At 66.2% G+C, this 12,124-nt stretch carries 11 protein-coding genes; 6 read left to right on the plus strand and 5 right to left on the minus strand.

Features of this window, described 5'->3' with window-relative positions:
- The first annotated feature begins 220 nt into the window (after window positions 1–220).
- From hypF to hypE, 4 genes are read left to right on the plus strand one after another with little or no spacing between them, the layout of a single operon-like run.
- A complete protein-coding gene (gene hypF, locus JOD67_RS33415) occupies window positions 221–2,545 on the plus strand; it encodes a carbamoyltransferase HypF (RefSeq protein ID WP_205121674.1) in 2,325 nt (774 codons plus the stop codon).
- Between the two features lie 7 nt (window positions 2,546–2,552).
- A complete protein-coding gene (locus JOD67_RS33420) occupies window positions 2,553–2,873 on the plus strand; it encodes a HypC/HybG/HupF family hydrogenase formation chaperone (RefSeq protein WP_205121675.1) in 321 nt (106 codons plus the stop codon).
- Window positions 2,870–3,991 (plus strand): hydrogenase formation protein HypD, encoded by a 1,122-nt coding sequence (hypD, locus tag JOD67_RS33425; RefSeq protein WP_205121676.1) that lies wholly within the window; start codon window positions 2,870–2,872, stop codon window positions 3,989–3,991. The genes JOD67_RS33420 and hypD overlap by 4 nt, the downstream gene beginning before the upstream one ends.
- A 51-nt stretch (window positions 3,992–4,042) precedes the next feature.
- Window positions 4,043–5,062: a hydrogenase expression/formation protein HypE gene (hypE, locus tag JOD67_RS33430; RefSeq protein WP_239554158.1), complete on the plus strand. Its 1,020-nt coding sequence runs from the start codon at window positions 4,043–4,045 to the stop codon at window positions 5,060–5,062.
- Between the two features lie 63 nt (window positions 5,063–5,125).
- Here the strand turns inward: hypE and JOD67_RS40675 are convergent, their stop codons facing one another.
- The 3 genes from JOD67_RS40675 to JOD67_RS33445 form a co-directional block, all read right to left on the minus strand.
- Window positions 5,126–5,365 (minus strand): DUF202 domain-containing protein, encoded by a 240-nt coding sequence (locus JOD67_RS40675; protein ID WP_205121677.1) that lies wholly within the window; start codon window positions 5,363–5,365, stop codon window positions 5,126–5,128.
- 3 nt (window positions 5,366–5,368) lie between these two features.
- Window positions 5,369–5,800, minus strand: a complete 432-nt coding sequence (locus tag JOD67_RS33440; protein ID WP_205121678.1) for a hypothetical protein — start codon at window positions 5,798–5,800, stop codon at window positions 5,369–5,371.
- Between the two features lie 62 nt (window positions 5,801–5,862).
- On the minus strand, window positions 5,863–6,567 hold the full coding sequence (locus JOD67_RS33445) for an ABC transporter ATP-binding protein (RefSeq protein WP_205121679.1): 705 nt from the start codon (window positions 6,565–6,567) through the stop codon (window positions 5,863–5,865).
- Between JOD67_RS33445 and JOD67_RS33450 the strand changes: the two genes are divergently transcribed.
- Together JOD67_RS33450 and JOD67_RS33455 are read left to right on the plus strand one after the other, a co-directional pair.
- Window positions 6,502–7,362: a GlxA family transcriptional regulator gene (locus JOD67_RS33450; protein ID WP_205121680.1), complete on the plus strand. Its 861-nt coding sequence runs from the start codon at window positions 6,502–6,504 to the stop codon at window positions 7,360–7,362. The genes JOD67_RS33445 and JOD67_RS33450 overlap by 66 nt on opposite strands.
- A gap of 57 nt (window positions 7,363–7,419) precedes the next feature.
- The gene (locus tag JOD67_RS33455) at window positions 7,420–8,571 is read left to right on the plus strand and encodes a serine hydrolase domain-containing protein (RefSeq protein WP_205121681.1); all 1,152 of its coding nucleotides are present in this window, start codon (window positions 7,420–7,422) and stop codon (window positions 8,569–8,571) included.
- A gap of 860 nt (window positions 8,572–9,431) precedes the next feature.
- Here JOD67_RS33455 and JOD67_RS33460 read toward each other — a convergent pair.
- A complete protein-coding gene (locus tag JOD67_RS33460; RefSeq protein WP_205121682.1) occupies window positions 9,432–9,941 on the minus strand; it encodes an allene oxide cyclase barrel-like domain-containing protein in 510 nt (169 codons plus the stop codon).
- Between the two features lie 1,583 nt (window positions 9,942–11,524).
- On the minus strand, window positions 11,525–11,893 hold the full coding sequence (locus tag JOD67_RS33465) for a hypothetical protein (RefSeq protein WP_205121683.1): 369 nt from the start codon (window positions 11,891–11,893) through the stop codon (window positions 11,525–11,527).
- Window positions 11,894–12,124: the final 231 nt, after the last annotated feature.

Here is a 12,124-nt window from a genome sequence, read left to right on the forward strand (position 1 = left end):
AAAACACGCGCGAACAGCACCGGTCCGGGCACCTCATCGCGCATGTTCACAGTGTAGTTATGCGTCAATGACGCAAGCCTTTCCTACATCCCGGAATCCTGGACTTTTACCGCCGCAGAAGAGAGATTCCGCGGCTGTGTGAGGGGTAGTCTGCGAGTACCCGAATCGGACATTGGCGGTGCTGCCGACTGGCCACCGCGTAGTCCTGGGGGTGAGCCTCATGGGCGCGTCGGCTGCTGGCGCCGCCAGTCGCGAACGTCGTCGTGTGCTCGTGTCCGGAGTCGTCCAGGGTGTCGGGTTTCGCCCGTTCGTTTATGCGCTCGCCCGCGAGCACGGTCTGAGTGGCTGGGTCGGCAACGACGCCTCGGGAGTGCACGTTGAGGTCGAGGGCGAGCCTGCGGCGGTCGCGGCGTTCTGCGTGCGAATCGCCGCAGACGCGCCACCGCTCGCGGTCGTCGAGTCGGTGCTGAGCAACAAGGTGGCGGTTCGCGGTGGCACCGAGTTCGTCATCCACGGCTCGTCGGCGGGCTCCGGACGTACGCTCGTGTCACCAGACGTCGCGACATGCACCGACTGCCTGCGTGAGCTGGCCGATCCCAGCGACCGGCGCTATCGGCACCCGTTCATCAGCTGCGTGAACTGCGGTCCGCGGTTCACGATCATCACCGGTCTCCCCCACGACCGCGCGACGACCACGATGACCGGCTTTCCGATGTGTGAGAACTGTGCGCGGGAGTATGCAGACCCGGCCGACCGGCGCTTCCACGCCCAGCCGATCGCGTGCCCCCGTTGCGGTCCGCGGCTGTGGTGGCGGCAGCTCGAACGACCCGAGCTGACCGGTGCGGTGGCATTGTCCGAAGCGCGGGAGCTGCTCGCGGCAGGTGGGATCGTGGCGGTCAAGGGCCTCGGCGGCTACCACCTCGCATGTGACGCAACGAACACCGACGCGGTGACGACGCTGCGTAAACGCAAGGACCGTGGCGACAAGCCGCTCGCGCTAATGGTTACCGACCTCGACGCTGCCCGGCGCTATGTCGCGATCGACGCGGCTGAGCGCGAACTACTGTCTGGTCCTCGGCGGCCAATCGTCCTCATGAGACGGCTCGAATCGTCAATTGGGCTTGCGGATTTGGTCGCGCCAGGAAGTCCGGACGTAGGCATCATGCTGCCGTACACGCCGTTGCACCGGCTGCTGCTGGGGCTGCCGTCCGATGCCCCCGGGCTCGAGGCGTTGGTGATGACAAGCGGCAACGTATCTGGCGAGCCGATCGTCATCGACGATGCCGAGGCGGCGATTCGCCTTGCCCCGTTGGTCGATGGTTGGCTCGGACACGATCGGCCAATCCACGTACCGTGCGACGACTCGGTGGTCCGGGTCGTCGACGGGATCGAGCTGCCAATCCGTCGGTCGCGTGGGTACGCGCCGTTCCCGATCTCGCTGCCGCTCACCGTGCGGCCAGCACTGGCGACGGGTGGCGACCTGAAGAACACCTTCTGCATAGGCGAAGAGCGCTACGCATGGCTGTCCGCGCATATCGGCGACATGGACGATCTCGCGACGATCGAGGCGTTCGATCGGGCGACCAGCCATGCGGCGGAGTTAACGGGCGTTCGTCCGGAGCTCATCGTCACCGACCGGCACCCGCGGTACCGCTGCGGGCAGTGGGCGACGCGCGTAGCCCGCGGCCGCGAGGTGGTCCGCGTGCAGCACCACCATGCGCATATCGCCTCGGTGATGGCCGAGCACGAGCACCTCGGTAGCGACCAGGTCATCGGTTTCGCTTTCGACGGAACGGGATACGGCGACGACGGCGCGGTCTGGGGTGGTGAAGTGCTGCTCGCGGACTACGACGGATTCACCCGCGCGGCCCACTTGAGCTACGTCGCGCTGCCCGGCGGGGATGCCGGCGTACGCAACCCGTGCCGGATGGCGTTGTCCCACCTGCGCTCGGCCGGCATCGGGTGGACAGCGGACCTGCCGAGCGTGGCAGCGTGCACACCGACCGAGCTCGGCCTGCTCGATCGTCAACTAGAGCGAGGCATCGCGTGCGTCCCGACCTCGAGCATGGGTCGGCTGTTCGACTCGGTCGCCTCACTCGCAGGAGTATGCCATCGAGTCGGCTACGAGGCGCAGGCGGCGATCGAACTGGAAGGGCGATCGGTCGACCACGTAGAGACATGCGGCGACGCGTACGAGCTGGGCATCGTCAGCGGCAGCCCGCTCGTCCTCGACCCAGCGCCAATGCTCCACACCGTGGTCCGCGACGTACGCGCGGGTGTACTGGCCGGCGTGATCGGTGCGAGGTTCCATCGCGCGATCGTCGACGCCGTTGTCAATGTTGCCTTGCTCCTACGCGAACGCACGGGGTTGGACACGGTCGCGATGTCCGGCGGGGTGTTCCTCAACCGACTGCTCGTCTCGCTGTGCGCGAACCGGCTCGCAGCTGAAGGCTTCACAGTGCTACGTCCATGCAAGGTGCCACCGAGCGACGCGGGACTGGCTCTCGGCCAACTCCTCATCGCCGCTCGACAGAAGGAGAGGTGAGGGTCGCATGTGCCTGGCCGTACCGGGAAGGGTGCTCGACATCAGGGAGCAGGACGAGACCTTGATGGCCACGGTCGACTTCGGCGGGGTGCTGAAGGACGTGTGCCTGCAGTACGTACCAGACATCGAGGTCGGTGACTACACGATCGTCCATGTGGGCTTCGCGTTGCAGCGGCTCGACGAGGAGTCCGCCCAGCAGACGTTGGCGAACTTCCGCGCGATGGGCGAGCTCGAGCTGGAGTTCGGCGACGCCTGGGGTCGTGCCGCGGCCGAGGCGGGCATGCCACGTCCAGCTGGCACCACGAACGGTGAGGAGAAGTCCACATGAAGTATCTCGACGAATTCAGCGACCCCGACCTCGCCCGCCGGCTGGTCGAAGAGATCCGCGCGACGGTCACCCGACCGTGGGCGATGATGGAGGTCTGCGGCGGGCAGACGCACTCGATCATCCGGCACGGGATAGATCAGCTCCTGCCGGACGAGATCGAGATGATCCACGGCCCAGGTTGCCCGGTCTGTGTGACCCCGTTGGAGATCATCGACAAGGCAATGGAGATCGCGTCCCGGCCGGACGTGACGTTCTGCTCGTTCGGCGACATGCTGCGCGTTCCCGGCAGCGACAAGGACCTGTTCCGTATCAAGAGTGCCGGTGGCGACGTGCGAGTGGTGTACTCACCGCTCGATGCGCTCAAGCTGGCAAGGGAGAACCCCGATCGGCAGGTAGTGTTCTTCGGCATCGGCTTCGAGACGACGGCACCGCCGAACGCGATGACGGTGTACCAGGCGCAGAAGCTCGGCATCGACAACTTCAGCCTGCTGGTATCGCATGTGCGGGTGCCACCGGCGATCGAGGCGATCATGCAGTCGCCGACGTGCCGGGTGCAGGGCTTCCTCGCGGCGGGGCACGTGTGCAGCGTGATGGGCACCGAGGAGTACCCCGCGTTGGCGGAGGCGTTCAAGGTGCCGATCGTGGTGACGGGCTTCGAGCCGCTGGACATCCTGGAGGGAATCAGACTGACCGTTCACCAACTGGAGAAGGGCGAACATCGAGTCGAGAACGCCTACCAGCGGGCGGTTCCGGCGGAGGGCAACCCGGCGGCCAAGGCGATGTTGGCCGACGTCTTCGAGGTGACGGACCGTTCGTGGCGGGGCATCGGGATGATCCCGCAGAGCGGTTGGCGGCTGTCGGAGCGGTATCGCGAGTACGACGCGGAGCACCGTTTCGACGTCGCGGACATCACGACACAGGAGTCGACGGTGTGCCGGAGCGGTGAGGTCTTGCAAGGTTTGATCAAGCCCCACGACTGTTCGGCGTTCGGGACCCTTTGCACGCCACGCAACCCGTTGGGCGCGACGATGGTGTCGAGCGAGGGCGCGTGCGCGGCGTACTACCTCTACCGTCGGCTGGATGCGCCGGCGAAGCGGGAGGTGAGCTCCGTTGGTTGACGTAGCCGCTAACCCTGCCGCGGCATTGGACTTCGAAGCCTGGACCTCCCGTTGCCGCTGCGCGACTCGCCCACGGTGGTGATGGGCCACGGTGGCGGCGGACAGATGTCGGCGGAGCTCGTCGAGCACATCTTCGTTCCGGCGTTCGCCAACACTGTGCTCTCCGGGCTCGCGGACTCGGCGGTGGTGTCGCTCGGTGGTGCGAAACTGGCGTTCTCGACGGACTCGTTCGTCGTGCGGCCGTTGTTCTTCCCTGGTGGGAGCATCGGAGACCTCGCGGTCAACGGAACGGTGAACGACCTCGCGATGAGCGGCGCGCAGGCGGCGTACCTGTCGTGCGGCTTCATCCTCGAAGAGGGCACCGAGCTTCAGGTGGTCGGCGAGATCGCCCAACGCCTCGGCCGCGCGGCCAAGCGAGCCGGCGTGAGCGTCCTGACCGGTGACACCAAGGTCGTCGACGCCGGCCACGGCGACGGAGTGTTCGTCAACACCGCGGGGATCGGCCTCATCCCCGACGGCATCGACATCCGCCCGCAGCGAGCGCAACCGGGCGACGTGGTGATCGTGAGCGGCGCGATCGCGGTGCACGGGATCGCAATCATGAGCGTGCGGGAAGGTTTGGAGTTCGGGATCGAGATCCAGAGCGACTGCGCGCCACTCAACGGTCTCGTCCAGACCATGCTTGCCGTGGCGCCAGATGTCCACGTCCTGCGCGACCCGACGCGAGGCGGTTTGGCGACCTCGTTGAACGAGATAGCGCAGGCATCGGGGGTAGGAATCGAGCTGACCGAGCGTTTGCTGCCCGTCCCAGAAGCGGTGGCGAACGGGTGCTCCGTGCTCGGCCTCGACCCGCTGTACGTGGCGAACGAGGGCAAGCTCGTGGCGATCGTCGCACCGTCCGACGCGGACGCCACGCTCGCCGCGATGCGCACCCATCCATACGGAGCCGAGGCCGTTGCGATCGGAACGTGCGTGGAGGCGCACGCGGGCATGGTCGTGACGCGCACAGGACTGGGCGGGACGCGGGTGGTCGACACACCCATCGGCGAACAGCTGCCGCGTATCTGTTGAGGAGGTTGCAGTTTAGAGGGTCGATGGGGCGACGGGAGTCAAAGCAGCGTAGGCGTGAGTCGGCTAAGGACGCCCGCAGGCGTGGACCTGATGGGTGTGCAGGATCGCAATGAAGACGGGGACAATCAGGATCAGCCCGCCGATCGAGATCGCGCCTACCAATGCGGCGAGGAGTGTCAGCAGCCATGTCAGGAGGGTGCGTTCTGGCTGTTGCCAGGCGCGACGGGTGGACTCGCGCAGCAGGCCGGTGAGCGACGTGCTCGGCGTCGTGACGAACGTCGCCGTCCACCAGGTGGCGCACACGGATCACAGCAGCAAGGCGAGCGTCAAGGCCGTTGTAAGGGGTGTGATCCCGCGAACAACGACGAGCAGCCACACGAGTACGCCGAAGGTGCCGTACAGGGGCGCCAGCACACGTAAGGCTGGTGCGGCGAATGAGCGGCACAGCTCCATCGCTAAGCCGAGGTCGACGTGCTGGCCGCGACAGGCTTCAGCGGCGAGCGCGTACAACACCGCTGTCGCGATGGGAAGTGCGGTGGCGCTATACAGGGCAAGGGCGACGCGGAGCCAGGTAGGCAGCTCAGGAAACGCGAGCGCCACCAGTCCAGGCATGAGCTGCAGTGCCCAGCCCACGTTGACGAGCACCAGCCGCTCCACCTGATCGGCCAGCGTCGCGAACGAAGCCCACAGCGGCGAGCGCGCCTCGTCCGTCGGGCTGAGGTCCTGCAGGAACGGCATGTCAGCTCCGCTGGGAAAGTGAGACGCCGGTCGACGCGTCGAACAGGTTCACCTTGTCCATATCAGCGGCCGACGGGATTCTCTTGGTCGAGGTAGCTTGCGGGTACCCGCACATTGAACGTCGCGACGAAGTCCGTCTCGGACCTGTCGGTGATGGTGAGGTAGACCGTGCTTCCCGACGAAGTCGGCTCGATCAGCGTGACCACACCGCGGATCGTGTTCTCGTCAGAGACCGGGAACGTTGCCATCCGCGGCACGTGCAGATGTTCCGGCCGGATCCCCAACCGAACCACGCGACCGAGCTGCGCACTCGCGACCGCAGACATGCGGGGGACGATGACCAAGGTCAGACCGTCATGCTCGGCGACCAGCTGGCCGGAGTCTTCGCGCAGCACGACGTCGAACAGGTTCATGCTCGGCGTTCCGATGAAGTAAGCGACGAACTCGCTCACCAGCTGCTCGTAGAGCTCGGTGCCGATCTGCTGGATCCGACCTGCCTGCATGACCGCGATCCTGTCACCGAGCGCCATCGCCTCGGACTGGTCGTGCGTGACGTAGACGGTCGGCTTCCGCTTCTCCCGATGCAACGTGAGGATATCTTCCCGGGCTTGGTGCCGAAGTTGCGCGTCGAGGTTGGATAGCGGTTCGTCGTACAGGTAGAGCTCGGCGTCCCGCACCATTGCGCGGGACAGCGCCACTCGTTGGCGTTCGCCACCGGACAGCTGCTGCGGCTTGCGTTCCAGCGGGTACGCACCGGTGCGGGCCATCTTGTCGCCGCCGAGCCGGCATCCGGTGCCGGGGATGCCGACCTTCTCGTCGTCCCCGCGCTCGCCGAGCGTCGCCCAGAGAGGCTCCTCGAGCGCATCTCCGGCGCGGGCTGCGCCTCCGCGCGCAGGCTGATCGCCGCGGCCGGCCAACGCGAGAAGGCCATCGCCTCCGCCTGCACAGGTACGTTCCTCCTCGCCGAATCCGGCGTGCTGGATTGTCGCCACGCCACCACCAGCTGGTGGCTCGCGCCGCTGTTCCGCCGCCGCTACCCCTCCGTGCGGGTGGACATGTCGAAGATGGTCGTCCGGTCGGAATCGGTGACCACTGCCGGCGCCGCGTTCGGCCACGTCGACCTCGCGTTGGCGATAGTCCGCCAGACCAGTCCGGCATTCGCCGAGCTGGTTTCCCGTTACCTCGTTGTCGATCATCGGCCCTCAGAAGCCGCCTACATCATCTCCAGCGCGCTCGCCGAGAGCGACCCGACCGTCTCGGCGTTCGAAACCTGGGTCCGAAAGCACCTGGACCAGCCACTCGAGCTGACCAACGCCGTCCGCGACATCGGCGTCAGCGAACGCACCCTGCAACGTGTGCTCCGCCGAACGTTGGGCACGTCGCCGGTGCGTTTCGTTCAAGCCGTCCGAGTCGAACAGGCCATGCATCTGCTCCGTACCACGGACCAGTCCCTCTACAGCATCGCTCACCGAGTCGGCTACGAAAGCGGCAGAACGTTGGGCCAGCTGATCCGCAGACGGACCGGCATCCCGTCCTCCGCGTTGCGCCAACCTCCGCCCTGACCAGCGGGTCGGGGCAGCGAAACCGTGCTGAAACCGGCTCTGGCGTTTGATTCGCCCATGACGACTTCATCGCGGCGTTCTGCTCTCAGGCTCTTCGGCGCCGTTGGCGCGGTGGCGATGGCGACGACCTCCACCTCACCGGCGTTCGGGGGCGAGACAGCCCGGCAGGTTCCCGAGGATCTTCGACCGGGTGGTGCTCTCGACAGGCTCGCCGCCGAACTGGCGGCCAAGGACCAGTTCTCTGGCTCCATGGCGGTGATCCGGCGGGGGTGGACGGTGCTGCGTCGTTCGTACGGGATGGCGAACAGGCAGACCGGCGTACGCAATGGTCCGCGGACGAGCTTCGGCTTGGCGTCGGTCACGAAGCTGTTCACCGCGGTGGCGATCCACCACCTGGCCCAGCGAGGCAGGCTGAGGTATGGCGACCGGATCGGCGCCCACCTCGACGGCTTCCCGGCGCCCATCACCGAGATGGTGACGATCCACCACCTGCTCACGCACACCTCAGGGCTCGGCGACTTCCGCTTGCTGCCAGGCTTTCGCGAGGCTTCCAGGCACTGGTCGAGCCATGCGGAGGTGCTAGACGGCACCGTGGGGTTCATCCGGCGGTCCGAGCTGGCGTTCGCGCCCGGAACGGGCAACCTCTACAGCAACTCCGGCTATTGCCTCCTGGGTGCGATCGTCGCGGCCGCGTCGGGTCGGTCGTACTACGACTACGTCGCCGAGTCTGTCTTCGACGCAGCCGGCATGCGAGACAGCGGCTTCTTCACCAAGCCACGTTGGCGATCCGACTCACGGATCGCTCGCCCGTACGCCAGGTTGCCTGGTGTGTCGGAGCGCACCGACAACCTCGACGAGCACCTCTACGTCGGCCTTCCGGCCGGCGACGCGTTCGCCACCTGCGCCGACCTCGAGCGGTTCGTCCACGCCTTGATGAGTGGCAAGCTGCTGACGCCGCCGTACGCGGCGCTCATGCTGGGCGCGAAGGTCCCGCTGAGCGGGGCGGCGTTCGTCGGCTACGGCGCGGTGTCGGCGTTGGAAGGCGGGCAGTGGGTGCACGGCCATGGTGGTGGGAGCACGCTAGGAGCCTCGACCAGCCTCGAGGTCTTCCCGGACGGTGGCTGGACCGTCGTCGTGCTCTGCAACTACGAGCCGCCTGGTGCCGAGCCGGTCGCTCGCCTCGCGAGACAGATCATCGTCGCACAGTGAAGTCACCAGTGGCCGTCATCGTCGATGCGGAGCACTCCACCGTGGACCTGGCGCTGGCGGCGCTCTCGCTGGCGGTCATGCTCGGGCCGGGAGCCAGCTCGGCTCCGCCAGCGCGGTCGCCGACTCCAAACAGACACTGCTGTGTGTGGACCTGTCCGCCGTGCTGCTGGTCGGGCTCGGGTAGTGGTGACGGGATCATCGCCATCGCCGTGGCGAACCACGGTGACAAGCAGCCCGTCGCCCGGCCGGCGGCAAGGTCGCGTTCGTGGAGTTCCTGGACTTCGAGTGCGAGGGCTGCCGGGCCGCGTTCCCGATCGTGGAGAGGAGGTCATCGAACTGATCCCTCGGGCCTGCTTCATTGGATCGCCCTGCCGTGAGCAGGTCGTGTAGTCACGCGATGAGACCATCCTCTGGGATCCAACGCCAACCAAGCGGTCGGCGGTTGAGTCGCGTATCCGCGCCCGATGGGAGTGAACATCGGCCGTCTAGGACGTCAACCAGATCATCCTGATTGCCGTAGCGCCTGCCGTTGGATCTCCACCTCTGGGAACCTGTTGTTGCGACCTAGTTGGGGTGAGCGCGTCGAGGACGGCTGCCGCCGGTGCCCTGGCCGGGGCGGCGGGCGCGATCGTCGCCGGAGTTACGCCTGTATGTGGAGCGATCAGGTAATTTCCCGGGGCCGCGATCGCGGCCCCGGGAAATTACCTGACTGCCAAACCAACGCGGCGGGGAACTATCTCTGATCGTCGACACTGTTAGTTGTCAGCTCGCGCGGCCTCCGTCCGTTACCGGTCAGGCGGACGCAGCGGAGCGCTGCACGCCCGCAACACCCCTTGATATACGCCTGAGAGGAAACGGGCTCAGCTGGTCGTGGTGATGGCGAGGCGTCCGCCGCCGCCGCTGGTCTGGGATATGACACCGGTACCGCGGGCCTTCTGGTAGAAACCGGTGCCGCCGACGACGGCGAGCCGGCCGCTGGCGAGGCGGCCCGTGGCCTGGTCCACCCCGCCGGCCATCACCAGCGAACCGCCGCTGAGGCGGGCGGTGATCTCGCACCAGTTGGTTGTTTTGGCGGCGGTGGCGTGCGCGACGTAGCACTCACCGAGGTAGTTCCCGACCCGGATGCCGGATCGCTTCAGGTCCCCGGAGGCGATGTAACGGTCGGCGACGCTGATCCCGCCGGGCGCAACGTCGATCGCCTTGCTCTGCGCCTCGGCCATGCTCAGCGTCATCACCGCCGCCGCGGTGTCCGATTGCGAGATCGAGGCGACCGAGGGGCTCGGTCCGAGCATCGAGCCGAGGACCACCGCCCCTACGAGTGCGACCGTCACCGCGCCGACGATGCCGGTCTTCGATCGAAGGATCGACATTGGTGTGCTCCTTTTCATCATGGGAAACTTGCCGGACCGCTTGGTGGCGCGGCCGATGCCGCCCGGCCGAAACCCTCGACCAGGGAATAGGGACGTTCGGGTGGGACATGCCGCTCGTGCGCACCGAAGCTCCCGCGGGCCGCGGGAACAGGGCGCCACGCAGGCCGCATCTTGCTCAAGAGTGCGGCACACCACCATGGATTCGTTCCTGCTGCAACGCTGGACCCACTCTGGCGCAGAGCACCTCGTTCGCCGAGATCTGCGTCCCACCGCGCTTGGCGACCTCCTTGTCGACCTGCGCTTGAAGCACCTTTGCCTGCACCGCATTCAGGCCCACCCGCGATGCCTGAGCGGCGAACTTCTCAGCCTTCGGTTTGAAGCCACGGGCTTCGCAGTCGCGACTCCTGCGCCAACTGCGACCACGGAGAATGCGAGCAGTAGGACGGCGAGAACCGCCTGATAGCTAAAGCGATTGCCACTCTGGAGCCCTCTCGCTTGGGATGATTTTCGCACCGGAGTACGTATGGTCACATCCTCTGGATAGCTCCTGATTGAAGTGGCAGGCATATGCCAAACGTTCTCTTAGTTGGTCACAAATGGCGGGGTCGTCGAACGGTCCGTACATTTCAGTCCTGACCGAGATCCGGGCATGGGCAGTGCTGGACGTCCAGGTCCGCATCCGCCGCTGGCGAGGGCGCCAAGATCGCGGTACGCATCGACGAGCTCAAAGATCACATCAACCAACTTCGCTTACGGTAACGCGGCCCGCACTTTCACGTCCAGGACGTTGGCCAGGACTCGAGTGACCGTGTCAAACGACTACGCGGGGGCGCGCTGAGACATAAAGCGACGAATCTTCCGCGGGAAGTCTCCTGCGGCCCGTTGTCGCGATTTGCAAAGGATCGCGCGCCGTCGATCTCATCGATGCCGTACGGATCCTCATGCGGGCTGCCACACGTGTCCTCCAAGCCGTCACGCCGCGGGCGGGGTCGGACGACCTTGACTCCATGACACGGTCAGGGGGCTGGCGTTGGTGATTCGGTTGAGTCGACAGGAGCTTCCACAACAGGTTGTCCGCCCACCTGCCTACTTGTGACGCCGCACGGTTTCCCGGCCCGTCGACGATCGGCCCGTGCTCGTCCGGCGATCACGTGCCGACTGGTGATGTCTAGGCGGTAGGACGGGTTGTCGAGCGGGCCCGTCCGCTCCGCTTGTACGAGCCCCGGATCGTACTGGCCAATGCACCCGAGGCAAGCCCGTCCGGGCGCAGCCAGATGCGACGCTAAGGCGGCGATCGGCAAAGTCGCAGAAGAGACCAAGAACAAGGCCGATACGCAGGGCGGCCTCGTACCGCAGGCAGGTCCGACCTTCAAGTCCGCTTGGGAGGGGCTGGCATTTCGCCGCCGCGCTCAAGGATCTCGATCGTGATAGCCGACTTCTCGTCCTCTCACTCGCCTTCCTGGCAGTCGCGGGGCGTACTGACGGGTGTCACACCATCGCCGACGCCATCAAGCCGACCTAGGCAACCTCTAGCAACCTGTCCGCGAGACCTATGACTGCCTTTGGGTTGGGTCCGAAGATGTTCACAGATCCCGTTCCCAGATACCGTTGCTGTCGGCTGCCGGTTGAACGATGAGTCGAACACCGCGGAGATCGGACTGATATAGACGATGCTCCGGATCTCGGGTGACCTGCGTCCCAGCAGCCAGTAAGGACCGCTCGGCGGCGATGGCGTTGTGGTCGGAGTCCAGGACAACCCGCACCACGACTGGATTGATGGCGGCGCGGTCGAAGAATGCAGCCTCCACGGTCAGGATGGCAGCATCGACAGCTAACCAGTTCACCTTTCCGGTCGGAAACAGGCGGATCGCGATAGCGCGTCGAACCACCGAGCGAACCCAGTCCTCAGATGATGGTGCCGCCCCGTCAGAAGCACGTTTGGCTGCATCCATGCGTCGGCTCCTTCCCACCTCCGGGCCATTGGCCGTGCCGTTCAACCGACGGCGCCCAGGTTTGCGCCGAACAGGATGGCGGGCGGGAGGGTGGGGAGAGTACCCACCAGTGACAGCCACCGTCCTTGGTACCCTGCTCCGTCGCGGTGACGGGCCGGGTTGGGCTGCAAGGCATCCGAAGCACCTGCGAAGTGGTTTTACCACGAGGCACGGTCGGTGAGAAGAGTCTGG

The organism is Tenggerimyces flavus (assembly GCF_016907715.1).
In the GTDB taxonomy this organism is placed as follows: domain Bacteria; phylum Actinomycetota; class Actinomycetes; order Propionibacteriales; family Actinopolymorphaceae; genus Tenggerimyces; species Tenggerimyces flavus.